Genomic DNA, 24,514 nt, shown 5'->3' with positions numbered 1-24,514 from the left:
CGCACTCCTCACCCTAATAGCGGATTGCGCTGGGGGAATAAAAGGCGTAAATGGCAGGCAATTTCGAGGAAAAAGTACGGTTAAAGCCTTCTGGTGCAAGACTTTAGGCAAATTGACATCTGGATTTATATCAATATAGTGGTGCGGGCCCTGCGTGGGGGGTCTGTCTGATGATTTGAAGCATAAATAGGAGGCCACATGGCTGACAAAAAAGCGCAGTTGATCATCGAGGGCGCAGCCCCCGTCGAGCTGCCCATTTTAACCGGCACCGTTGGTCCCGATGTTATCGACGTACGGAACCTGACGGCCACGGGCCGTTTCACATTCGACCCAGGCTTCATGTCGACCGCCTCTTGCGAGTCGAAGATCACCTATATCGATGGCGACAATGGCATTTTGCTGCACCGCGGCTACCCGATCGAGCAACTGGCCGAGAAATCGGACTACCTGGAAACCTGCTACCTGCTGCTAAATGGCGAACTGCCAACAGCCGAGCAGAAAGCCCAGTTCGTCAGCACCGTGAAGAACCACACCATGGTTCACGAGCAGTTGAAGACCTTCTTCAACGGCTTCCGTCGCGACGCCCACCCGATGGCCGTCATGTGCGGTGTGGTCGGCGCCCTGTCGGCCTTCTATCACGACTCCCTCGACATCAATAACCCGCAGCATCGCGAAATCTCCGCGATCCGCCTGGTTGCCAAGATGCCGACCCTGGCCGCCATGGTCTACAAGTACTCCATGGGCCAACCCATGATGTATCCGCGCAACGACCTGACGTACGCGGAAAACTTCCTGCACATGATGTTCAACACGCCGTGCGAGATCAAACCGATCAGCCCGACGCTGGCCAAGGCCATGGACCGGATCTTCATCCTCCACGCCGACCACGAGCAGAACGCCTCTACCTCCACCGTACGCCTGGCCGGTTCTTCGGGTGCCAACCCGTTCGCCTGTATCGCCGCCGGTATCGCCGCACTGTGGGGCCCTGCCCACGGCGGTGCGAACGAAGCGGTATTGACCATGCTCGATGAAATCGGCGATGTGTCCAACATCGACAAGTTCATCGCAAAAGCCAAGGACAAGAACGATCCGTACAAGCTGATGGGCTTCGGTCACCGGGTCTACAAGAACCGCGACCCGCGCGCCACCGTGATGAAGCAGACCTGCGACGAAGTGTTGAAGGAGCTGGGCATCAAGAACGACCCGCAACTCGAACTGGCCATACGCCTGGAAGAGATCGCCCTGACCGACCCGTACTTCATCGAACGCTCGCTGTACCCGAACGTCGACTTCTACTCGGGGATCATCCTCAAGGCGATCGGCATTCCAACCAGCATGTTCACCGTGATCTTCGCCCTGGCGCGGACCGTGGGCTGGATCTCCCACTGGAAAGAAATGCTCTCCAGCCCGTACAAGATTGGCCGTCCGCGCCAGCTGTACAGGGGCTACAAGTCGCGTGACATCACCCAGTTGGAAGATCGCAAGTAAGCATCGCTGAGTTGCACCGAAGACGGCCTCCCCTAGTGGAGGCCGTTTTTGTTTGTGCCGACTGGGCGACCGCTATCGGGGGCAAGCCCCCTCCCACACTGGGCTCGGTTTACACATGTCTATTTGTGAATACAGTCAAATGTGGGAGGGGGCTCGCCCCCCGATGACGCGGGTACCCATAACGCAGAACACCAGGTAAAAAAATGCCCCGGCCTTTCGACCGGGGCATTTCCTTATCGGGCTACAACCTTAGTGATTCACCGCCCCACTCGCCCCCAGTCCAGTCTGCGAACGCACAAACTGCGGGAAGTACAGCGCACGCTCTTTCTCTGCCGCCGCCGACTTGTCGGTGATGGAGAAGAACCAGATGCCGACGAACGCAATGATCATCGAGAACAGCGCCGGGTATTCGTAAGGGAAGATGGCTTTTTCGTGGTGCAGGATCGAGACCCAGATGGTCGGGCCAAGGATCATCAGACCAACCGCACTGACCAGGCCCAGCCAGCCGCCGATCATCGCGCCACGGGTGGTGAGGTTTTTCCAGTACATGGAAAGCAGCAACACCGGGAAGTTACAGCTGGCGGCAATGGAGAACGCCAGGCCGACCATGAACGCGATGTTCTGGCTTTCGAACAGGATACCCAGGCCGATCGCCAATACGCCCAACGCGATGGTGGTGATCTTCGAGACGCGAATCTCATCCTTGTCGTTGGCCTTGCCTTTCTTGATCACACTGGCGTACAGGTCATGGGACACCGCCGACGCACCGGCCAGGGTCAGGCCTGCAACCACCGCAAGGATGGTGGCAAAGGCCACGGCCGAGATGAAGCCCAGGAAGATACTGCCGCCCACCGCGTTGGCCAGGTGCACCGCCGCCATGTTGTTGCCGCCAAGCAAGGCACCAGCCGCATCCTTGAACGCCGGGTTGGTGCTCACCAGCAGGATCGCGCCGAAACCGATGATGAAGGTCAGGATGTAGAAGTAGCCGATAAAGCCAGTTGCATACAGCACGCTCTTGCGCGCTTCCTTGGCGTCGCTCACGGTGAAGAAACGCATCAGGATGTGCGGCAGGCCGGCGGTACCGAACATCAGTGCCAGGCCCAGGGAGAATGCCGAGATCGGGTCTTTCACCAGGCCGCCAGGGCTCATGATCGCTTCACCTTTAGGGTGAACCTTGATCGCCTCGGAGAACAACATATTGAAGTCGAAGTTGACGTGCTTCATCACCATCAGCGCCATGAACGAGGCACCGGACAGCAACAGCACCGCCTTGATGATCTGCACCCAGGTGGTCGCCAGCATGCCGCCGAACAGCACGTACATGCACATCAGGATCCCCACCAGGATCACCGCTACATGATAGTCCAAGCCGAACAGCAGCTGGATCAACTTGCCCGCGCCCACCATCTGCGCGATCAGGTAGAACGCCACCACCACCAGCGAGCCACAGGCCGAGAGGCTGCGGATCTGGGTCTGGCCCAGGCGATAGGACGCCACGTCGGCAAAGGTGTACTTGCCCAGGTTACGCAGGCGCTCGGCGATCAGGAACAGAATGATCGGCCAGCCCACCAGGAAGCCGATCGAGTAGATCAGACCGTCATAGCCGGAGGTGTAGACCAGTGCGGAAATCCCCAGGAAGGACGCCGCCGACATGTAGTCGCCGGCAATGGCCAGGCCGTTCTGGAAACCGGTGATCTTGCCGCCGGCCGCATAGTAGTCGGCTGCCGACTTGTTGCGCTTGGAAGCCCAGTAGGTGATGCACAGGGTCGCACCGACAAACGCGATAAACATCACGATGGCCGATATGTTCAGGGGTTGCTTGTGCACTTCACCGGTCAATGCGTCTGCCGCCCAGACGGCCGGAGCAAAGAGCGAAGCGCCGAATATTGCCAGTAGACGACGGATCATTGCGCAGCCTCCTTGAGAATCGCATTGTTCAGGTCGTCAAACTCGCCATTGGCCCGGCGCACGTAGATGCCGGTCAGGATGAAGGCGGACACAATCAGCCCGACGCCCAGGGGAATGCCCCAGGTAATCGACGAACCAGGGCTGAGCTTGGCCCCCAGCACTTGTGGCCCGTAGGCGATCAACAGGATGAAAGCGGAGTAAAGCCCTAGCATGATCGCCGAGAGAATCCAGGCGAACCTTTCCCTTTTTCTCACCAGCTCCTTGAAACGCGGGCTGTTTTGAATCGAGAGGTAAATGCTGTCGTTCATTGTTTTTATCCTCGCAGCACAGCTTTTTTATTATTGGAACGTATCCACTGTATGCGGCTGCCGTAGAGGTTCCAGACGACCTTAGTCTTAGATCGAGTGTAGCGAGGGTTTGCGGGGGCGCAGGGAGATTTGCGGGAGGCAAAATTAATGTGGGAGGGGGCTTGCCCCCTCCCACAAGGGCATATCAGGGGCTGTTACTTACCGGTCCACTCGGCTACGCGCTCAGGGTGCTTGGCGACCCAATCCTTGGCCGCTGCATCAGGCTTGGCGCCTTCCTGGATAGCCAGCATGACTTCGCCGATTTCGTCCTTGGAGGCCCACTGGAATTTCTTCAGGAAGGCCGCGACTTCCGGCGCTTTCTTCTCCAGGCCCTTGCTGCCGATGCTGTTGACGGTTTCAGCAGCACCATAAATCCCTTTTGGATCGTCCAGGAAACGCAGTTTCCACTTGGCGAACATCCAGTGTGGCACCCAACCGGTGACCGCAATGGATTCCTGTTTGTCTTCGGCGCGGGTCAGCTCGGCGATCATCGCCGCACCCGAGCTGGCTTGCAGTTTGTAGTCGAGGCCGTACTGCTTGATGGCTTCGTCGGTCTTGAGCATCACGCCCGAGCCGGCGTCGATACCGACGATCTTGTTCTTGAAGGTGGTGTCGGTCTTGAGGTCTTCGATGGACTTGGCCTTGACGTACTCCGGCACGATCAGGCCGATCTTGGCATCCTTGAAGTTGGGGCCGTAGTCGACCACCTTGTCCTTGTTCTTGGCCCAATACTCACCGTGGGTCACCGGCAACCAGGCGGACAGCATGGCGTCGAGCTTGCCGGTGGCCACGCCCTGCCACATGATCCCGGTGGCTACCGCTTGCAGTTTCACGTCATAACCGAGCTTGGCCTTGATCACCTCTGCCGCCACGTGCGTGGTGGCAACGCTGTCGGACCAGCCGTCCACATAGCCGATGCTCAGGGTTTTGCTGTCGGCGCTGGCCAGTGTGGAGCTCATCGCAACTACCAGAGTGGCAGCTGCGCCCAAGAGTCGTCGCATCTTCATCGTACTTCCCCGAAAGTGCTGCGCCCGACGGATGCCGAGCGACGTCAACCTGTTGTTATGTGGTGCACCGCGCCCCCGTCACGCGCATCGATCCGGTGTCTGCGGCATCAGTGGAGTGCTGACAGTTCGATCATCAACCTGCCGCGCCCTTCGACCTGCTCTGTCAGCGACCTCATACAAGCAAGAAACGACATCACATAGCCAGCAGGGCATTTTGTAGGACTTGACGCCAAAATCCCGCCCGAACTTTGCATGTCAAAATTATGCGGCCCCACTGGGACGGCCCAAATCCGGGTAAGATGCGCGCCTTTGCTCTCCAGATAAGCCGACCATGCCCGCGACTGCCCGCTTCCCTGCCCTGCCCTATTTCTGCGCCCTGCTCCTCGGCCTACTGGCCCTGATCGGCTACTGGTATGGCCTCGGCCGCCCCGTAGTGCTGCCCGATGTCGCCAGCGCCACGCACAAGATGCAGTGCGCGTCCTACACGCCGTTCGATAAAGACCAATCCCCGTTTGACCAGCCCTTCACACTGCGCCCGGAACGCATGGACGCCGACCTGGCCCTGCTGGCTACCCGCTTCGAATGCATTCGCACCTACTCCATGACCGGCCTGGAAGCCTTGCCGGAGATGGCACGCAAGCATGGACTGAAGGTGATGGCCGGCGCCTGGGTCAGCAGTGACCCGGTGGCGACCGAGAAAGAAATCGAAGAGTTGATCGCCGCAGCAAACGCCAACCCTGACGTAGTGACCTCGGTGATCGTCGGCAACGAAGCGCTGCTGCGTAAAGAAGTCACCGCCAAACAGCTGGTGACGCTGATCCAGACCGTGAAAAGCCGGATCAAGCAGCCGGTGACCTATGCGGATGTGTGGGAATTCTGGCTGCAACACCCGGAAATCGCGCCGGCGGTGGACTTCCTGACCATCCACCTGCTGCCGTACTGGGAAGATGACCCTTCCGGCATCGACCAGGCGCTCAAGCACGTGGGCGATGTGCGCCAGACGTTCGGCAACAAATTCGCGCCCAAGGACATCCTGATCGGTGAAACCGGCTGGCCCAGCGAAGGTCGCCAGCGCGAAACCGCCGTGCCGAGCCGGGTCAACGAAGCCAGGTTCATGCGGGGTTTCGTGGCCATGGCCGAGGCGAATGGCTGGCGCTACAACCTGATCGAGGCCTTTGACCAGCCGTGGAAGCGTGCGAGTGAAGGTGCCGTCGGTGGTTATTGGGGCCTGTTCGATGCCAATCGGCAGGACAAGGGCATCCTCGCGGGGCCCGTGACCAATGTGCCGTACTGGCCGCTGTGGCTCGGCGTGGGCGGGATCATCCTGCTGGGCACCCTGGTTCTGGGTGGCCGTGTGCACAGCACGCGCACCGCGATCGCCCTGCCGTTGCTGGGCGCCGTGGCAGCCTGCTCCATCGGCACCTGGGCCGAGCTGACCCGCGTCACCGCGCGGTTCAACGATGAATGGGTGTGGGCAGGCTTGCTGGTGGTGTTGAACCTGCTGGTGCTGGCTCATGCCGCCCTGGCCTTGAGCGCACGGCAAGATTGGCGCGCACGCGCATTCAACTGGCTGGAGCAGCGCGCTGGCTGGCTGGTGGCGACTGCCGGTTTTGCGGGGGCGGTAATGATGCTGGCGCTGGTGTTTGACCCGCGCTACCGCAGCTTCCCGAGCGCCGCGCTGGTGTTGCCAGCCCTGGTGTACCTGGTGCGTCCGGTGACCGGACCGCGCCGGGAGATTGCCTTGCTGGCCTTCATCATCGGTGCGGGTATTGCGCCGCAGTTGTACCGTGAAGGGTTGTTGAACCAGCAGGCTTGGGGTTGGGCGGTAGTGAGCCTGCTCATGACGGCAGCCTTGTGGCGCTGCTTGCGAGTGCGCAAGGTCTAAAACCGCTATCGGGGGCAAGCTTCCTCCCACAGGTGAATGCATTACCAATGTGGGAGGGGGCTTGCCCCCGATGAGGCCCTATCAGGCAATGCGGGGCTTCCTGACCAACCGCAACCCCGCGATAACCACCGCAAACACCGCAAACGTGGTGTTATACAACGCCAATGCCGGCAACCCGAACGTCATCCCCAGCACCGCCACCCCCCAACCCACGCGGCCAGGCACAAAAAACGCCAGCACCGACGTGATCAGCGCGATCCAGCCCAGCACCTTGAAGTGGATCATCAGGCCAAGGTTCGAACGCAATTGGCATTCCCAGCGGCTGGCTTCATCCACGCAAATGCCCACCCACTGGCCGTCCTCCATAAAGCCATAGCGCGCACCGTAACTGGCAGCCAACCATAGTGGCAGGGCAATAAGCAGCAAAATCAACGGTAAACGACGGGACATGGGCCACTCCGATAGGCAAAAACGGCGCTCAGCTTAATGCTCCGACAGCCGTTAGCAAGGCGCATACACACAATTAGTATTCATCAAAGCGCGGCAAAGTGTATCTTCTCGCTACTATTACCCCGATTCCGACGTTATTTACCGACTTTTCGTGCCGAGTGCTGGCACTTCGGCGACGACGCGGTGGTCATAGCCTGCGAACTTCATTAAGCACGTTTCCTCCTAGGGATTAAGTCATGCTCCGTTCCTTGCGCTGTGCTGCCCTGCTGGGCAGCCTATTTCTGAGTGCGTCAGCACTGGCCGTCGATATTGACCAGGCCAGCTATGGCTACCCTTTGACCAACCCGTTTGAAGCGACCATCGCCACCACACCGCCCGATCTTCGGCCAAAGTTGCCGAGCGATGACGAGATCAACCAATCCGACTACACCCTGAACATGCGCCCCGAGCGCGAGTTCAGCCTGCCGGACAACTTCTGGGCGGTGAAGAAACTCACCTACCGCATCGCCAAGCAGGACCGAGCGGCGCCGCTGATCTTCCTGATCGCCGGTACTGGCGCGCGGTTTGACAGCAGCCTCAACGAATACCTGAAGAAACTGTATTACCAGGCCGGCTACCATGTGGTGCAACTGTCGTCGCCCACCAGCTTCGACTTCATCAGCGCCGCCTCGCGCTTCGCCACCCCCGGGATCACCCAGGAAGACGCGGAAGACATGTACCGCGTGATGCAAGCCGTGCGCGCGCAGAACGCCTCGTTGCCGGTCACCGACTTCTACCTCACCGGCTACAGCCTGGGCGGCCTGGATGCGGCGTTTGTGGCCAAGCTCGACGAGACCCGTCGCAGCTTCAACTTCAAGAAAGTCTTGCTGCTGAACCCGCCCGTCAACCTCTATACCTCGATCACCAACCTCGACAAGCTGGTACAGACCGAGGTCAAGGGCATCAACAACACCACCACCTTCTATGAGCTGGTGCTGAACAAGCTGACCCGTTACTTTCAGCAAAAGGGCTACATCGACCTCAACGACGCCCTGCTGTACGACTTCCAGCAGTCCAAGCAGCACTTGACCAACGAACAGATGGCCATGCTGATCGGCACCTCGTTCCGTTTTTCAGCGGCCGACATCGCCTTTACTTCGGACCTGATCAACCGCCGTGGCCTGATCATCCCGCCGAAGTACCCGATCACCGAAGGCACCAGCCTTACGCCGTTCCTCAAGCGTGCGCTGCAATGCGACTTCGATTGCTACCTCACCGAACAAGTGATCCCGATGTGGCGCGCGCGCTCCGATGGCGGCAGCCTGTTGCAACTGGTCGACCAGGTCAGCCTGTACGCCCTCAAGGACTACCTGCACAACAGCCCGAAAATCGCCGTCATGCATAACGCGGACGATGTGATCCTCGGCCCTGGCGACCTCGGTTTCCTGCGTAAAACCTTCGGCGATCGCTTGACCGTCTACCCGCTGGGCGGCCACTGCGGCAACCTCAATTACCGCGTCAACGCCGACGCCATGCTGGAGTTCTTCCGTGGCTAAATATCTTCTGCTGCTTGCCGCCTTGATGTGCGCAGGCGTGGCCAATGCCGACAACAGCAAGGCCCATGAGCCGGTCAACGTGGATGCCGACGGTTTCAAGGAACCGCTGAGCAAGCTCAAGTTCAACCCAGGCCTGGACCAGAGGGAGTTCGAGCGCTCATCGCTCACCGCACTCAACGTGTATGACCCGCTGGAGTCGTGGAACCGCCGCGTGTACCACTTCAACTACCGCTTCGACCAATGGGTGTTCCTGCCGGTGGTCAACGGCTACACCTATGTGACCCCCAGCTTCCTGCGTACCGGCGTCAGCAACTTCTTCAATAACCTGGGCGACGTGCCCAACCTGTTGAACAGCCTGCTGCAACTCAAGGGCCACCGCTCCCTGGAAACCACCGGGCGCCTGCTGGTCAACACCACCCTCGGTATTGCCGGCCTGTGGGACCCGGCCACCGCCATGGGCCTGCCGCGCCAGAGCGAAGACTTCGGCCAGACCCTGGGCTTCTACGGCGTGCCTGGCGGGGCGTATCTGGTGCTGCCGATCTTCGGTCCATCCAACCTGCGCGATACCACTGGCCTGATCGTCGACTACGGCGCGGAAACCCAGATCAACTTCCTCAACGTGTCGGAAGTCAGCTCCAACCACCCGGAAATATGGGCGTTGCGTGCGGTGGATAAACGCTATCAGACCAGCTTCCGGTACGGGCAGATGAACTCGCCGTTTGAATATGAGAAAGTGCGGTATATATATACTGAGTCTCGAAAGTTACAAATAGCCGAATAACATAAATTCAGCAAATACAGGGCTACCCGGTTATTCGGGGAGCCCTTTTTTATTGCCAAAGAATTTCAACATAACCAGTAAAAACCTCGCCTCGCGCCGTGCCGTTTTCATGGAACCGCCCAGCCATGCAACGCACTAATACTGCGCAACCGATACATTTTTCGGCCTCGCCAGAAAAACAGAAAATATACTTAATCAAATGGAGTTGTTTATTTATGACCACTATTAGAAACGACCACAGCGCATCCAGTTTTACCCCTCCACCTCCGGCTACGATTTCAACAGCCCCAGTTCATCTCGGGCATGTGACCAGTCATGACCAAGACACATTCCATCTTCGTCTCCTTAAACAGGTCCTTGAACACCCTCTTTTTTCAACTCTAGACAAAAGCGGAAAACCAGAGGGGGCTCACTTCCTGGACCTTAATAAATTTTATAAACAATTGGGTGGCAATTGGAACGACAAATCTCTAAGTCCGCTTCAGCGATTAAGCCTTGCGTTCAAGGCACTGGTTGTGCTTGAAAGTATTGACAGCATGGGCGGCGCTCACTCCAAGCAAAACGACAATAAAATCGATGGCGTCATGCGCAATCGACAGACGTTAGAGTCTCGCTATATTTCCAATACCGTACACGCAAATTCGGAATTCATGCGTTTATTGGATTATTGCGAAAGGGGAGAAGAAGCGTTGTCGGGAACGACGACACTCACTGAAATACCCCGCACGTCTGAAGAAATAAAAAATGGGTCTTATTACTCGTCAATCAAGCACCGTATGAACGAGGAAATCGAGTACATAGATCCTCAAACAAAGAAATTAACAATAATTCGTTTAATCGACGCGATTAAGGCGCGAATAGGTGACTGGGACGCGACGGGGCTCAGCAAGAAGGCGCAGGCGAAAATATTGGACCGATTTGAAAAAGAGATTCTTATCCCAATCGATAAAAAAGGCGGAACGTCTTCTACCGCAGGTAACCAAGAAATCGACTTCCCTCCTCCTAATAGACCAATAGACAGAATGATACGTCCCCACAGTATTGACGAACTGACCCTGCCGGGCTCAGAAGCAGATGTTCTTATGAGCTGGGCGATTTTTGGTGACCCTGTAAAGTAACGCCAGACGACTTCTTAACACCAATGGAGTTTTACTCTTTATTTGGCAGGTCCGGTTGTGAAGCTGAAAAACTCCTTGAATGGGTCCCCCACCAGGATTGAGCGCGTCCCGTCTTGATGAGTGGAAGCCTGCGCCAGCAACACCTGACGGGTTCAGCACGCCACTCAGAAAACCTGTCCGCCAAAAAGGCCATTCGATTGAATGGCCTTTTATTGCCCACGGATCAAGCCCTCGCGGCGTTCCAGAGCTTGCCCACTGCGCTGACCACCGCCAGCACCACCGCCCCCGCAACAATTCCCGCAATGCCGTTGAGCACCACCGGCACCAACCACGCCACCCCGCCCGCACCCTGGCTGACCGTTTCAATCCAGTGATGCACCACCGGCACGCCATGAGTAAGAATCCCACCGCCGACCAGGAACATCGCCGCCGTTCCGATCACCGACAGGCTTTTCATCATGTACGGTGCCGCTTGAAGGATGGCACCGCCGATACTGCGCGCCACCTGACCGGGCTTGCGGGTAAGCCACAGGCCCAGGTCATCCAGCTTGACGATACCGGCCACCAGTCCGTAGACGCCCACCGTCATGACGATGGCAATGCCGGACAGCACGATCACCTGCTGCATCAGCGGCGCATCGGCCACTGTGCCGAGGGTGATGGCGATGATTTCGGCGGAAAGGATGAAGTCGGTACGAATGGCACCCTTGATCTTGTCCTTTTCGAAGGCCACCAGGTCGGTTGCCGGATCGACCACGGCCTCGACCAACTGCGCATGTTCAGCCTGGTCCTGATCCTTGCTGTGCAGAAACTTGTGCGCGAGTTTCTCGAAACCTTCGAAACACAGGTAGGCACCGCCGAGCATCAATAAGGGCGTCACCGCCCACGGCGCGAACGCACTGATCAACAGCGCTGCGGGCACCAGGATCAACTTGTTGACGAAGGAGCCCTTGGCCACCGCCCACACCACGGGGATTTCCCGTTCGGCGCGCACGCCGGAGACCTGCTGGGCATTGAGCGCGAGGTCATCGCCCAGCACCCCGGCGGTCTTCTTCGCCGCCATCTTGGTCATCAGGGCAACGTCATCGAGTACCGCGGCGATATCGTCGATCAACACCAACAAGCTGCTTCCTGCCATGAATCGGGCTTCCGTAAGAGTGAGATGGCGCGAGCATAACGCGGCGCAAGGCCCGACGGGCAGATTGTTGAGGCGTGCGGATAGCCGGTGCTACCATGCGCAACCGCCAGTCTTGGCAAGGAAACTCCAGGTTTATGAGCACCATTCGCGAGCGCAACAAAGAAAAGATCCTGCGGGCGGCGAGCGAGGAGTTCGCCGACAAGGGCTTCGCCGCGACCAAAACCAGCGACATCGCCGCCAAGGCCGGGCTGCCCAAGCCCAACGTCTACTACTACTTCAAGTCCAAGGACAACCTCTACCGCGAGGTGCTCGAAAGCATCATCGAGCCGATCCTGGCCGCCTCCACGCCATTCAATCCGCAGGGCGACCCCAAGGAAGTCCTGAGCAACTACATCCGCTCGAAAATACGCATTTCCCGCGACCTGCCGTTTGCCTCCAAGGTGTTCGCCAGCGAAATCATGCACGGCGCGCCGCACCTGAGCGCTGATCAGGTCGAGCAACTGAATGCCCAGGCCAAACACAACATCGCGTGCATCCAGGATTGGGTGGATCGTGGCCTGATCGCGGCGATTGACCCCAATCACTTGATGTTCAGCATCTGGGCGGCCACACAGACCTACGCGGATTTCGACTGGCAGATCTCGGCAGTGACCGGCAAGGCCAAGTTGGATGAAGCGGATTACGAGGCGGCGGCGCAGACCATTATCCGGTTGGTGCTCAAGGGCTGTGAGCCGGACTGACACACCGTGTGTGTGTGCCAATCGGGGGCAAGTCAACACAAAATCAAGCTGACACCCCGGCATCCGCCATCAACCCCACCCCCTCGATCGCTGTGATCGCACACTGCTCATCAATATCCGACGTATCCCCGCTGATCCCGATCGCGCCCAGCACCACACCTTCCTGACTTCGAATCAACACCCCACCCGGCGCTGGCACCACACTGCCCTGCCCCAGGCTGTTCAATGCGGCGATAAAGGCCGGGCGTTGCTGCGCGTCCAGCGCCAGCAGGCGTGACCCCTTGCCCAGGGCAATCGCCCCCCAGGCCTTGCCAATGGCGATCTGCGGGCGCAGCAAGCTCGCGCCGTCCTCCCGTTGCAGGGCGATCAAGTGACCGCCGCTGTCGAGTACCGCGATGGTCAGCGGCGCCGCCGCAACACTGCGCCCTGCAGCAAGGGCCTGACTGGCCAGTTGGGTGGCAATTTTCAAGGTTAAAGCGCTCATGGTGCCGTCCTTCTTTTGTTATTGGGAACGCGGTGCAGGTCTGAATGATCAGATGCTCCACCCGGCAAATAGAACACAATGACTTTTATTTTTGTATACAATATTTTCGCACAAAAGCTCCATACGTCGAAAAAAGCCGTTCCGACGAACGCAAAGGCCAGTTTATAAAATGCATTGACCTGCGCAGCCCGCCGTGAATACACTTTGGACAGACACCACTTGTATACAATTACAAAACGCAAGAGGCACCAAAATAATGAGCAAAATGAGAGCAATCGAAGCCGCCGTCCTTGTCATGCGCCGTGAAGGCGTAGACACCGCCTTCGGTATCCCAGGCGCCGCGATCAACCCGCTGTATTCGGCCTTGCAGAAGGTGGGTGGCATCGATCACGTCCTTGCTCGCCACGTTGAAGGCGCCTCCCACATGGCCGAGGGCTACACCCGCACCAAGGCCGGCAACATCGGCGTGTGCATCGGCACGTCGGGCCCGGCGGGCACCGACATGGTCACGGGTCTTTACAGCGCCTCGGCCGATTCCATCCCGATCCTGTGCATCACCGGGCAAGCGCCCCGCGCCCGCATGCATAAGGAAGATTTCCAGGCCGTGGACATCACCAGCATCGTCAAGCCGGTGACCAAGTGGGCAACCACTGTCCTGGAACCCGGCCAAGTGCCGTATGCCTTTCAGAAAGCCTTCTATGAAATGCGCTCCGGCCGCCCCGGCCCGGTACTGATCGACCTGCCCTTCGACGTGCAGATGGCCGAGATCGAATTCGACATCGACGCCTACCAGCCGCTGCCCCTCGCCAAGCCTTTGGCCACCCGCTTGCAGGTGGAAAAAGCCCTGGCCCTGCTGGACCAGGCCGAGCGCCCGCTGCTGGTGAGTGGCGGTGGCGTGATCAACGCCGACGCCAGCGAGCTGCTGGTGGAATTCGCTGAGTTGACCGGCATCCCAGTGATCCCGACCCTGATGGGCTGGGGCACCATCCCTGACGATCATCCGCAGATGGTCGGCATGGTCGGCCTGCAAACCTCCCACCGGTATGGCAACGCGACGCTGCTCAAGTCGGACGTGGTGCTGGGCATCGGTAACCGCTGGGCCAACCGTCACACCGGTTCGGTGGAGGTGTACACCGAGGGCCGCACGTTCATTCACGTCGACATCGAGCCCACGCAGATTGGCCGCGTCTTCACCCCGGACCTGGGCATCGTCTCCGACGCCGGCTCCGCCCTGACAATGTTCATTGAAGTGGCCCGCGAGTGGAAAGCTGCCGGCAAACTCAAGGATCGCAGTGCCTGGCTGCACGACTGCCAGCAGCGCAAGGCCACCCTGCACCGCAAGACGCACTTCGACAACGTACCGGTCAAGCCACAACGTGTGTATGAAGAAATGAACCAGGTGTTCGGCAAAGACACCTGCTACGTCAGCACCATCGGCCTGTCGCAGATTGCCGGCGCGCAGTTCCTGCACGTGTACAAGCCACGCCACTGGATCAACTGCGGCCAGGCCGGCCCATTGGGCTGGACCATCCCCGCCGCCCTCGGCGTGGTCAAGGCCGACCCGAGCCGCAAGGTGGTGGCGCTGTCCGGCGACTACGACTTCCAGTTCATGATCGAAGAACTGGCCGTGGGCGCGCAGTTCAAGCTGCCGTATATCCACGTGGTGGTGAACAACTCCTACCTGGGCTTGATCCGCCAGGCCCAGCGTGGGTTTGAAATGGACTACTGCGTGCAGCTGTCCTTCGACAACCTCAACGCCCCGGAGCTCAACGGTTATGGCGTAGACCACGTGGCCGTCGCCGAAGGTCTGGGTTGCAAGGCCCTGCGCGTATTCGAGCCAGGCCAGATCGCGCCGGCACTGCGCCGCGCCGAGGCAATGATCGAAGAATTCAAGGTGCCGGTGATCGTTGAGATTATTCTGGAGCGCGTGACCAATATTTCCATGGGCACCGAGATCAACGCCGTCAATGAATTCGAAGATCTGGCGCTGGTCGGCAATGATGCGCCGACTGCCATTTCCCTGCTCGATTAAGGAGAACCCTATGCCGCGTTTCGCCGCCAACCTGTCCATGCTGTTTACCGAACAGGACTTCCTTGCCCGCTTCAAAGCGGCTGCCGATTCCGGTTTCCAAGGGGTCGAATACCTGTTCCCGTATGAATTCAGTTCCGCTGAAATCAAGGCGCAGCTCGACGCCAACGGCCTGACCCAGGTGCTGTTCAACCTGCCGGCCGGTGACTGGGCCAAGGGTGAACGCGGCCTGGCGTGTCACCCGGACCGCGTCGAAGAGTTTCGCGCCGGGGTCAAGCTGGCCATCGCCTACGCCCAGGTGCTGGGCAACACCCAGATCAACTGCCTGGCAGGCATCCGCCCACACGGCGTTGATGACGAAACCCTGGAAAAAACCTTCGTCGCCAACCTCAAGTACGCCGCTGAAAAACTGCAAGCGGTGGGCATCAAGCTGGTGATGGAAGCGATCAATACCCGCGACATCCCTGGCTTCTACCTGAACAACACGGCGCAGGCCCTGTCGATTCGCGAACAGGTCGGCAGCGACAACCTGTTCCTGCAGTACGACATCTACCACATGCAAATCATGGAAGGCGACCTGGCCCGCACCATGGCCGCGCACCTGGGCGAGATCAACCATATCCAGTTGGCGGACAACCCGGGGCGTAACGAGCCGGGCACCGGTGAGATCAACTACCGCTTCCTGTTCGAGCATCTGGACCGCATCGGCTACACGGGTTGGGTCGGCTGTGAATACAAGCCGTTGACCACCACCGAAGCGGGTTTGGGTTGGTTGAAAACCCATAACGCCATCTAATAAAAAGAGGATTCTTTCATGGCTAAAATCGGATTCATCGGCACCGGCATCATGGGCCAACCCATGGCCGCGAACCTGCAGAAAGCAGGCCACCAACTGTTCCTCTCCGAGCACCACGGCAAGGCCCCGCAAGCGCTGATCGACGCTGGCGCCGTGGCCCTGGCCAACCCGCAGCAGGTGGCGCAGGAAGCCGAGTTCATCATCGTGATGGTGCCGGATACACCTCAGGTGGATGACGTGCTGTTCCGCAAGGACGGCGTCGCCGCAGGCCTGTCGCCGAACAAGGTGGTGATCGACATGAGTTCGATCTCCCCCACTGCCACCAAGGCATTCGCCGCGAAGATCAACGAGACCGGCGCGCAGTACCTGGACGCGCCCGTGTCCGGTGGCGAAGTCGGCGCCAAGGCCGGCACCCTGAGCATCATGATCGGTGGCGAGCCGCAGACCTTCGAACGCGCCTTGCCGCTGTTCCAGGCCATGGGCAAGAACATCACGTTGGTGGGCGGCAATGGCGATGGCCAGACCGCCAAGGTCGCCAACCAGATCATCGTGGCGCTGAATATCCAGGCGGTGGCCGAAGCATTGTTATTCGCGTCCAGGAACGGTGCCGACCCGGCCAAGGTGCGTGAAGCCCTGATGGGCGGCTTTGCCTCGTCGAAAATCCTCGAAGTGCATGGCGAACGCATGATCAAGGGCACCTTTGATCCGGGCTTCCGTATCAACCTGCACCAGAAAGACCTCAACCTGGCACTGGCCGGGGCCAAGGAGCTGGGCATCAACCTGCCGAACACCGCCGGTACGCAACAGGTGTTCAGCACTTGCGCCGCGATTGGCGGCGGCAACTGGGACCATTCGGCGCTGATCAAGGGCCTGGAGCATATGGCGAACTTCTCGATTCGCGATAAATAACCCCTGATGAGCTGCAGTCAAATGTGGGAGGGGGCTTGCCCCCGATAGCGGTGTATCAACCGACAAAAATGTTGAATGAAAGAATGCCATCGGGGGCAAGCCCCCTCCCACCATTTGACCCCATTCCAAGCCTGAAATTGACGCACCTCTAATAACAAAAATCCCCGGGAGCCCGCTTATGTCGGTCGATCCGCAACACCTGCTTCGCGCGCTGTTTGCCACAGCCATCGACGCCGCCCACCCCCGGCAAGTCCTCGAACCCTACCTGCCCGCCGACCGCAGCGGCCGTGTGATCGTGATCGGCGCCGGCAAGGCGGCCGCCGCCATGGCGCTGGTCGTGGAGAACTGCTGGCAGGGCGACGTCAGCGGCCTGGTGGTCACCCGTTACGGCCACGGCGCACCCTGCAAAAAAATCGAAGTGGTCGAAGCCGCGCACCCGGTGCCCGATGCGGCGGGCCTCGCGGTGGCCAAGCGCGTTCTGGCATTGATCGGTAACCTCGGTGAAGACGACCGCGTGATCTTCCTGCTGTCCGGTGGCGGTTCCGCCTTGCTGGCACTGCCCGCCGAAGGCATCACCCTGGCCGACAAACAGGCCATCAACAAAGCCCTGCTCAAATCCGGCGCGACCATCGGCGAGATGAATTGCGTGCGCAAGCACCTCTCCGCAATCAAGGGCGGCCGCCTGGCGAAAGCCGCATGGCCGGCGACGGTCTACACCTATGCGATTTCCGACGTACCCGGCGATCAGGCCACGGTGATTGCCTCCGGGCCCACGGTGGGCGACCCGAGCACCTCGCAACAGGCCCTGGCGATCCTCAAGCGCTACCACATCGACGTTCCCGCCTCGGTGCGCAATTGGTTGCAAGACCCGGCCTCGGAAACCGTCAAGCCCGGCGACCCGGTGCTCTCGCGCAGCCACTTCCAATTGGTCGCCCGCCCGCAGCAATCTCTCGAAGCCGTGGCGGTGAAAGTGCGCCAGGCCGGGTTCAGCCCATTGATCCTCGGCGACCTGGAAGGCGAAGCGCGGGACGTGGCCAAGGTACACGCCGGCATTGCCCGGCAAATCGTGCAACACGGCCAGCCGCTGGCGGCGCCATGCGTGATTCTCTCCGGTGGCGAAACCACCGTCACCGTGCGCGGCACTGGCCGTGGCGGGCGCAACGCGGAGTTCCTGCTGAGCCTCACCGATAGCCTCAAGGGCCTGCCCGGCGTATACGCCCTGGCCGGTGATACCGACGGTATCGACGGCTCGGAAGACAACGCCGGCGCCATCATGACCCCCTGCAGTTACCGCCGCGCCGAAGCCCTCGGCCTGTCGGCCAGCGACGAATTGGACAACAACAACGGCTACGGCTATTTCGCCGCCCTCGACGGGTTGATCGTCACCGAGCCGACGCGCACCAACGTCAACGACTTCCGCGCCATCCTGATCCTTGAGACTGCCCAACATGACGCCTGACAAGAAGGTCAAAATCCTCGCCACCCTGGGCCCGGCCACCGACGGTATCGATGACATCCGCGAACTGGTGGAAGCCGGGGTGAATATCTTCCGGCTCAATTTCAGCCACGGCGACCATGCCGACCACGCCCAGCGCTACCAATGGATCCGCCAGGTCGAGCGCCAGCTGAATTACCCGTTGGGCATCCTCATGGATTTACAGGGGCCGAAGCTGCGAGTCGGGCGTTTTGCCGAGGGCAAGGTGCAACTGGTGCGCGGCCAGGCCCTGCGCCTTGACCTGGATCCGACGCCGGGCGACCAGCGCCGGGTCAACCTGCCCCACCCGGAAATCATCGCGGCGCTGGAGCCGGGCATGGACCTGCTGCTGGATGACGGCAAGCTGCGTCTGCGGGTCATCACCAAACATACTGACGCCATCGACACCACCGTGCTCAATGGTGGCGAACTGTCGGACCGCAAAGGCGTGAACGTCCCACAAGCCCTGTTGGAACTCAGCCCACTGACCGCCAAGGATCGGCGCGACCTGAGCTTCGGCCTGGAACTGGGCGTGGACTGGGTGGCGCTGTCGTTTGTGCAGCGCCCGGAGGATATCCGCGAAGCCCGCGAGCTGATCGGCGACAAGGCCTTCCTGATGGCCAAGATCGAAAAGCCCTCGGCTGTGCAGCACCTGCGAGAAATCGCCGAACTGAGCGACGCCATCATGGTGGCCCGGGGCGACCTGGGCGTGGAAGTGCCAGCCGAGAGCGTGCCGCAGATCCAGAAAGACATCATCCGTACCTGCCGCCAACTGGGCAAACCGGTGGTGGTGGCCACACAGATGCTGGAGTCGATGCGCTTCTCGCCGGCGCCGACCCGTGCCGAAGTCACCGATGTCGCCAACGCCGTGGCCGAAGGCGCGGACGCGGTGATGCTGTCGGCGGAAACGGCGTCCGGCGAGTACCCGCTGGAAGCCGTGCAGATGATGAGCAAGATCATCCGTCAGGTGGAAAACGGCCCGGACTACCAGACCCAGCTCGACGTCAACCGGCCCAAGGCGGATGCCACGGTGTCGGACGCACTCAGCTGTGCGATCCGCCGCATCAGCAGCATCCTGCCGGTGGCGGTGCTGGTGAACTACAGCGAGTCGGGCAGTTCCAGCCTGCGCGCGGCCAGGGAGCGGCCAGTGGCGCCGATCCTCAACCTTACGCCGAACCTGTCCACGGCGCGGCGCTTGAGCGTGGCGTGGGGCGTGCACTCGGTGGTCAATGACCGCCTGCGCCAAGTGGATGAGGTGTGCTCCACGGCACTGGAGATAGCCCAGGCACAGGGCATGGCGGAGCGTGGGGATACGTTGGTGATTACGGCGGGGGTGCCGTTCGGGCAGCCGGGGTCGACCAATTCGCTGCGTATCGAGACGCTGATTTAGCGTCTGTAAGGCCCTCATCGGGGGCAAGCCCCCTCCCACATTTGAATCTGTGAACCCAATCAAGTGTGGGAGGGGCTTGCCCCCGATGGGAACAACTCGGTCCCACTGATTAATCACCATGCACAACCCATCCTGCCCTGACTGGGCCGAAGCGCTGCTCAACGGCTTCAGCCAGATCTTCCTGCAGCGCCAGCCGCTGTGCGGCCTGCTGTGCCTGCTGGCGATCCTGATCGGCGCCCCGGCCTTGTTCGGCGGGGCGCTGCTGGGTGGCGTGGCGGGGTTGCTCACGGCCCAGCGTCGCGGTTATCCCAAGGCCGAACGCCAGGCCGGCCTTTACAGCTACAACGGCGTTCTGCTGGGCTTATTGATCAGCCAGCACTTTGCCTGGTCGGCGTTGTTGCCGCCGCTGATCCTGGCGTGCGGCGGACTGGCGGCGATGTTGACACGGCAATGGTTGAAACACGCCGACCAGCCCAATGACTTGCCCGCTTACACGGTGCCTTTTGTCGGCCTGGGCTGGTTGTTGCTGGGCACGGTGCCGCAGAACACGTTTGCCCTGGGCGAACCCGACACCTTGGCTATCCTCACGGCGCCTTTTACCGGGCTTGCGCAGATCATGCTGCTGGACCAACCAGTGGCGGGCGCGCTGATTGCACTGGGTCTGTGGCTGGCCAACCGCCGCGCCGCTGTATGGGCGCTGATCGGTGCCAGCGTCGGTGTGCTGCTTGCGCTGTGGCTGGACGAACCTGCGGGCGCCCTCCTCGGCCTGCACAGCTACAACCCGGCATTGGCGGCCATGGCATTGAGCCAGATGCGTCGCCAACCCTGGTTGCCGCTGCTCGGTATCCTGCTGGCGATCCTCCTCACACCGGGCTTTGCGGCCCTGCACCTGCCCGCGTTGACCGCGCCATTCATACTCGCCTGCTGGCTGATACGCGCAGGTGTTCGAGTGCTTCAGAAACCCCGCATGGACAGCCCCTTCGAATCCCCCTAGGCTTGCTCGATATTCGATTCAGGCGGGCTTTATGGACAGCAACAACGACTGGCGCCAACGGCTCTACGTCATGGTATTTCAAAGTGACACAGTCGCCGGGCGACGCTTCGATGGCATCCTGCTGCTGATCATCCTCGCCAGCCTGGTGATCGTGATGCTCGACAGCATTGACCAGATCCACCAGAACTACGCCGACGTGCTGGCGTACATCGAGTGGGGGTTTACCCTCATCTTCCTGATCGAGTACGGGCTGCGGCTGTACTGTTCGCCCAAACCCTTGCGCTACGCCTTCAGCTTTTATGGGTTGGTGGATTTGCTGGCCATCGTGCCCGGTATCCTTGCGCTGTATTACAGCGACGCGCAGTACCTGCTGATCGTCCGCATCATCAGGATGTTGCGGATCTTCCGCGTGCTCAAGCTCAGCCCCTACCTCAAGCAGGCCAACTACCTGATGGCGGCGCTGCGCGGCAGCAAGCAGAAGATCGTGGTGTTCCTGGTCAGCGTGTGCACCCTGGTGACGGTGTTCGGCACCCTGATGTACGTGATCGAAGGCCCGGAGCACGGCTTTACCAGTATTCCCAAGGGCATCTACTGGGCCATCGTGACCCTGACCACGGTGGGCTTTGGCGACATCGTGCCCAAGACCCCGCTGGGCCAGGTGATTTCGTCCCTGGTGATGATCACCGGTTACTCGATCATCGCCGTGCCCACCGGGATTTTCACCGCCGAACTGGCCAGTGCCATGCGCGGTGAACAATTGCAGCATGACTGCCCGGTGTGCAAGAAAGACAGTCATGAGCCAAACGCAGCGTTCTGCTCACGCTGTGGCAGTCATCTTTTCAAGAAAGTGGAATAAGCAAAGTTCGTTTTAATCTTTAAGCGTCTATGCGACGCCAGCTATAGTCGCTGGCAAATTGCCCCTACTCAATCAGCAACCTTCTCGAACAACAAGGAATGAGCAGTGAAAAAACTCCTTAGCGCCTCCCTTCTGGCCGCCGGCCTTGCCCTGGCGGGCGCCGTCCAGGCTGCCCCCGTCACACTGCTCAACGTCTCCTACGACGTGATGCGCGACTTCTACAAGGACTACAACGCCGCCTTCCAGAAACACTGGGAAGCCGAGCACCCGAACGACAAACTGACGCTGCAGATGTCCTTCGGTGGCTCCAGCAAGCAAGCACGCTCGGTCATCGACGGCCTGCCGGCCGATGTGATCACCATGAACATGGCCACCGACATCAACGCCCTGGTGGACAACGGCAAACTGGTGCCGGACAACTGGGTCACCCGCCTGCCGAACAACAGCGCGCCGTTCACCTCGGCCACCGTTTTCATCGTGCGCAAAGGCAACCCCAAAGCCCTGAAAGACTGGCCGGACCTGTTGAAGGATGGCGTTCAAGTGATCGTGCCCAACCCGAAAACCTCGGGTAATGGCCGCTACACCTACCTGTCGGCCTGGGGTTATGTGCTGAAGAACGGCGGTGACGAAAACAAGGCCAAGGCCTTTGTTGGCAAGCTGTTCAAGCAAGCGCCGGTACTGGACACCGGTGGCCGTGCCGCCACCACCACCTTCATGACCAACCAGATCGGCGACGTGCTGGTGACCTTCGAGAACGAAGCGGAAATGATCGCCCGCGAATTCGGCCGTGATCAGTTCGAAGTGATTTACCCGAGCGTCTCCGCCGAAGCCGAGCCGCCGGTGTCGGTGGTCGACAAAGTGGTCGAGAAGAAAGGCACCCGCGTGGCGGCCGAAGACTACCTGAAGTACCTGTGGTCGCCGGAAGGCCAGGAAATCGCGGCCAACAACTACCTGCGCCCGCGTGATCCGAAGGTGCTGGCCAAGTACACCGACCGGTTCCCGAAAGTCGACTTCCTGTCGGTGGAGAAGACCTTTGGTGACTGGCGTACCGTGCAGAAGACCCACTTCAATGATGGTGGGGTGTTCGACCAGATCTACAGCGGCCAGTAATTGATATGTGGGAGGGGCAAGCCCCCTCCCACATTTGGCTCTGTGTCTGGCCGTTACATCGGTGGTGTCACGCCATCCTTACCGGCGGAGATTGCCTGGGCCGTGATCGTCCCATCCGCGCCCTGCGCGGCAAACAGTACCACCTTCACGCCCGGCTTGAGCAGGCTGCGGTCACCCGGCTCCAGGTTCACGATCGGCACATCTTCCGGCACCACGATCTTCTGCTCGCCGCCTTTGTATTTCACCGTCAGCGTGCGCCCGTTGCTCACTACCAGGTCGCCGACGGTGCCGTTGGTCATGCTGCTGCCTTCTTTCAAATCAAACGCGCGGTGCCCGTCGCCGGTGCCGGCCATGGCTGGCGGGAACACGTGCACTTCGAGCGCGGTAAGGCTGCCATCGTCGTTGGGCATCGCGGCCGAGCCGATGTAGCTGCCCGGCTTGATCTCATCGATTTTGGCCAGGGTGACCGCGCGCACCTGGGTGTCTTTGGTCAAGTGCACGACCACCTCTTCGCCGCTGTTGACCTTGACGTGCATCGCATCGCCGTCCATCGCCGTGATGGCGCCGCGTACGCCCATGCGAGGTGTCTCGGCAGCCTGGGCCAGGCCCACGGCCATGGCAGCGGCCAGCGTGGAAGCCAGGAGCATCTTGTTCAACGTGATCTTCATTGCAATGGATTTCCTGTTTCAGCAGTGGTGCCTGAATGTATCATCAGCCTTCGCGCAGAAAGTTAACGATTCACTCATCATTACCGGGCATGAGTGTTATCACTGCCAGCGGCCTACCCGGGCTACGGTGTTGTCTTTAGGCTCGCCCCACTTCCTTCGCTTTTATGAGAACACCATGAACGCTACTTCCCACGCTACAAGCACCATGACCCGGAGCATGGTGATGCTGTTTGCGTTTTGCTGCGGCGCCATCGTTGCCAACATCTACTACGCGCAACCCATCATCGAGCTGATCGCGCCGGACATCGGCCTTACGCCGGCCATGGCCAGCCTGATCGTTTCACTGACGCAAATCGGCTACGCCCTGGGGCTGTTTTTCCTGGTACCCCTGGGCGACCTGTTGGAAAACCGCAAGCTGATGATCGCCACTACCGTGATCGCTATCGCCAGCCTGCTGGGCGCAGCGGTCACCGAGCAGCCGAACCTGTTCCTGCTGGTGTCGCTGCTGATCGGCTTCAGTTCGGTGTCGGTGCAGATCCTGATTCCGCTGGCCGCGCACCTGGCGCCCGCCGAATCCCGGGGCCGTGTGGTCGGCAGCATCATGGGTGGCCTGTTGCTGGGCATCCTGCTGGCGCGGCCGGTGTCCAGCGTGGTCGCGGACCACTTCGGCTGGCGGGCGATGTTCATGGCGGCGGCGGCGCTGATGGCGTTTATCAGTGTGGTGTTGATGCTGACCATTCCCAAGCGTCAGCCGGATCACTCTGCCAGCTATGGTCAACTGCTGCGCTCCCTCGGCACCTTGCTGCGTGAGCAACCGGTGCTGCGTCAACGGGCGTTCTACCAGGGCTGCATGTTTGCCACCTTCAGCCTGTTCTGGACCGCCGCCCCACTGGAACTGGCGCGTAACCATGGCCTGAGCCAAAGCGAGATCGCCCTGTTCGCCCTGGTCGGCGCACTGGGCGCCATAGCCGCACCCATCGCCGGTCGCCTGGCCGATGCCGGTCACACCCACCGCGCTTCGCTGCTGGCCATGTTGTTCGCCGCGTTGAGCTTCCTGCCGGCCTTCGTGCACCCGCTGTACAGCGTGATTGGCCTGGCCGTGACTGGCGTGGTCCTGGACTTCTGCGTGCAGATGAACATGGTGCTCGGCCAGCGCGCCATCTACGCCCTCGACGCCAACAGCCGCAGCCGCCTGAACGCGTTGTACATGACCAGCATCTTCATCGGCGGTGCCTTCGGCTCGGCGATTGCCAGCAGCGTGTATGAACACGGCGGCTGGATGGGTGTAATGCTGGTGGGCAGTGCGTTCCCCTTGATCGCGCTATTACGGTTCCTGAGCGCTTCACGCGAAGCCTCGGTGGCCACTGCCTGAGGCGCTTGTTTCGCTATGCCAAAGCCGTCCGCCAG

22 protein-coding genes are annotated in these 24,514 nt (G+C 60.3%); 15 read left to right on the top strand and 7 right to left on the bottom strand.

Annotated features, from left to right (window positions below):
* Window positions 1–198: 198 nt before the first annotated feature.
* A complete protein-coding gene (gene gltA / locus BM110_RS26260; protein ID WP_092247829.1) occupies window positions 199–1,488 on the top strand; it encodes a citrate synthase in 1,290 nt (429 codons plus the stop codon).
* 249 nt (window positions 1,489–1,737) lie between these two features.
* Here gltA and BM110_RS26255 read toward each other — a convergent pair whose 3' ends face one another.
* The 3 genes from BM110_RS26255 to BM110_RS26245 form a co-directional block, all read right to left on the bottom strand.
* Window positions 1,738–3,396, bottom strand: coding sequence for a cation acetate symporter (locus BM110_RS26255; RefSeq protein ID WP_071489586.1), 1,659 nt, complete (start codon window positions 3,394–3,396; stop codon window positions 1,738–1,740).
* Window positions 3,393–3,704 carry a DUF485 domain-containing protein gene (locus BM110_RS26250; protein ID WP_016972153.1) on the bottom strand — a complete coding sequence of 104 codons (312 nt, stop codon included), beginning with the start codon at window positions 3,702–3,704 and terminating at the stop codon, window positions 3,393–3,395. The genes BM110_RS26255 and BM110_RS26250 overlap by 4 nt, the downstream gene beginning before the upstream one ends.
* A gap of 194 nt (window positions 3,705–3,898) precedes the next feature.
* Window positions 3,899–4,750, bottom strand: coding sequence for a glycine betaine ABC transporter substrate-binding protein (locus BM110_RS26245; protein ID WP_025857941.1), 852 nt, complete (start codon window positions 4,748–4,750; stop codon window positions 3,899–3,901).
* 331 nt (window positions 4,751–5,081) lie between these two features.
* Here BM110_RS26245 and BM110_RS26240 point away from each other — a divergent pair, with 331 nt between their 5' ends.
* A complete protein-coding gene (locus BM110_RS26240) occupies window positions 5,082–6,635 on the top strand; it encodes a glycoside hydrolase family 17 protein (RefSeq protein ID WP_093514425.1) in 1,554 nt (517 codons plus the stop codon).
* An 81-nt stretch (window positions 6,636–6,716) separates the two neighbouring features.
* On the opposite strand, the gene BM110_RS26235 is transcribed toward BM110_RS26240, so the two are convergent.
* Window positions 6,717–7,085 (bottom strand): hypothetical protein, encoded by a 369-nt coding sequence (locus tag BM110_RS26235; protein WP_093514424.1) that lies wholly within the window; start codon window positions 7,083–7,085, stop codon window positions 6,717–6,719.
* A 236-nt stretch (window positions 7,086–7,321) separates the two neighbouring features.
* On the opposite strand from BM110_RS26235, the gene BM110_RS26230 reads away from it, so the two are divergent.
* The 3 genes from BM110_RS26230 to BM110_RS29455 all read left to right on the top strand — a co-directional run bounded on the left by BM110_RS26230 (window position 7,322) and on the right by BM110_RS29455 (window position 10,519).
* Window positions 7,322–8,620 carry a serine/threonine protein kinase gene (locus BM110_RS26230; RefSeq protein ID WP_071488466.1) on the top strand — a complete coding sequence of 433 codons (1,299 nt, stop codon included), beginning with the start codon at window positions 7,322–7,324 and terminating at the stop codon, window positions 8,618–8,620.
* Window positions 8,613–9,401, top strand: a complete 789-nt coding sequence (locus BM110_RS26225) for an MlaA family lipoprotein (RefSeq protein WP_092247818.1) — start codon at window positions 8,613–8,615, stop codon at window positions 9,399–9,401. Before BM110_RS26230 ends, BM110_RS26225 begins: the two co-directional genes overlap by 8 nt.
* A 125-nt stretch (window positions 9,402–9,526) precedes the next feature.
* The gene (locus BM110_RS29455) at window positions 9,527–10,519 is read left to right on the top strand and encodes a hypothetical protein (RefSeq protein WP_139220349.1); all 993 of its coding nucleotides are present in this window, start codon (window positions 9,527–9,529) and stop codon (window positions 10,517–10,519) included.
* A 223-nt stretch (window positions 10,520–10,742) separates the two neighbouring features.
* Here the strand turns inward: BM110_RS29455 and BM110_RS26215 are convergent, their stop codons facing one another.
* Complete coding sequence (locus BM110_RS26215; RefSeq protein WP_093514422.1) at window positions 10,743–11,657, bottom strand: DUF808 domain-containing protein; 915 nt, start codon at window positions 11,655–11,657, stop codon at window positions 10,743–10,745.
* A gap of 134 nt (window positions 11,658–11,791) precedes the next feature.
* On the opposite strand from BM110_RS26215, the gene BM110_RS26210 reads away from it, so the two are divergent.
* Window positions 11,792–12,397, top strand: coding sequence for a TetR/AcrR family transcriptional regulator (locus BM110_RS26210; protein ID WP_092247810.1), 606 nt, complete (start codon window positions 11,792–11,794; stop codon window positions 12,395–12,397).
* 43 nt (window positions 12,398–12,440) lie between these two features.
* Here BM110_RS26210 and BM110_RS26205 read toward each other — a convergent pair whose 3' ends face one another.
* Window positions 12,441–12,881 (bottom strand): GlcG/HbpS family heme-binding protein, encoded by a 441-nt coding sequence (locus tag BM110_RS26205; protein WP_092247807.1) that lies wholly within the window; start codon window positions 12,879–12,881, stop codon window positions 12,441–12,443.
* A gap of 256 nt (window positions 12,882–13,137) precedes the next feature.
* On the opposite strand from BM110_RS26205, the gene gcl reads away from it, so the two are divergent.
* From gcl to BM110_RS26165, 8 genes are all read left to right on the top strand, one after another.
* On the top strand, window positions 13,138–14,913 hold the full coding sequence (gcl, locus tag BM110_RS26200) for a glyoxylate carboligase (RefSeq protein ID WP_093514421.1): 1,776 nt from the start codon (window positions 13,138–13,140) through the stop codon (window positions 14,911–14,913).
* A 10-nt stretch (window positions 14,914–14,923) separates the two neighbouring features.
* The gene (gene hyi / locus BM110_RS26195) at window positions 14,924–15,706 is read left to right on the top strand and encodes a hydroxypyruvate isomerase (RefSeq protein WP_093514420.1); all 783 of its coding nucleotides are present in this window, start codon (window positions 14,924–14,926) and stop codon (window positions 15,704–15,706) included.
* An 18-nt stretch (window positions 15,707–15,724) separates the two neighbouring features.
* Complete coding sequence (locus tag BM110_RS26190; protein WP_071488472.1) at window positions 15,725–16,615, top strand: 2-hydroxy-3-oxopropionate reductase; 891 nt, start codon at window positions 15,725–15,727, stop codon at window positions 16,613–16,615.
* Between the two features lie 178 nt (window positions 16,616–16,793).
* Window positions 16,794–18,074, top strand: a complete 1,281-nt coding sequence (locus BM110_RS26185) for a glycerate kinase type-2 family protein (RefSeq protein WP_093514419.1) — start codon at window positions 16,794–16,796, stop codon at window positions 18,072–18,074.
* Window positions 18,064–19,479 carry a pyruvate kinase gene (gene pyk / locus BM110_RS26180; protein WP_093514418.1) on the top strand — a complete coding sequence of 472 codons (1,416 nt, stop codon included), beginning with the start codon at window positions 18,064–18,066 and terminating at the stop codon, window positions 19,477–19,479. Before BM110_RS26185 ends, pyk begins: the two co-directional genes overlap by 11 nt.
* 118 nt (window positions 19,480–19,597) lie before the next feature.
* Window positions 19,598–20,473 carry an urea transporter gene (locus tag BM110_RS26175; protein ID WP_092247794.1) on the top strand — a complete coding sequence of 292 codons (876 nt, stop codon included), beginning with the start codon at window positions 19,598–19,600 and terminating at the stop codon, window positions 20,471–20,473.
* A 31-nt stretch (window positions 20,474–20,504) separates the two neighbouring features.
* Entirely contained in the window at window positions 20,505–21,329 is an 825-nt protein-coding gene (locus BM110_RS26170) for an ion transporter (RefSeq protein WP_092247791.1), read from the top strand.
* Between the two features lie 105 nt (window positions 21,330–21,434).
* Entirely contained in the window at window positions 21,435–22,439 is a 1,005-nt protein-coding gene (locus tag BM110_RS26165; RefSeq protein ID WP_071488477.1) for a sulfate ABC transporter substrate-binding protein, read from the top strand.
* Window positions 22,440–22,492: 53 nt separating this feature from the next.
* Here BM110_RS26165 and BM110_RS26160 read toward each other — a convergent pair whose 3' ends face one another.
* Entirely contained in the window at window positions 22,493–23,107 is a 615-nt protein-coding gene (locus BM110_RS26160) for a DUF5666 domain-containing protein (RefSeq protein ID WP_093514417.1), read from the bottom strand.
* Window positions 23,108–23,282: 175 nt separating this feature from the next.
* On the opposite strand from BM110_RS26160, the gene BM110_RS26155 reads away from it, so the two are divergent.
* Window positions 23,283–24,479, top strand: a complete 1,197-nt coding sequence (locus BM110_RS26155; protein WP_093123209.1) for an MFS transporter — start codon at window positions 23,283–23,285, stop codon at window positions 24,477–24,479.
* Window positions 24,480–24,514 lie beyond the last annotated feature (35 nt).

The sequence above is a fragment of the Pseudomonas sp. NFPP28 genome (genome assembly GCF_900115535.1).
In the GTDB taxonomy this organism is placed as follows: Bacteria; Pseudomonadota; Gammaproteobacteria; order Pseudomonadales; family Pseudomonadaceae; genus Aquipseudomonas; species Aquipseudomonas extremorientalis.
Note: the sequence above shows the minus strand (reverse complement) of the source record. Positions and strands in the feature narration are given on the sequence as shown.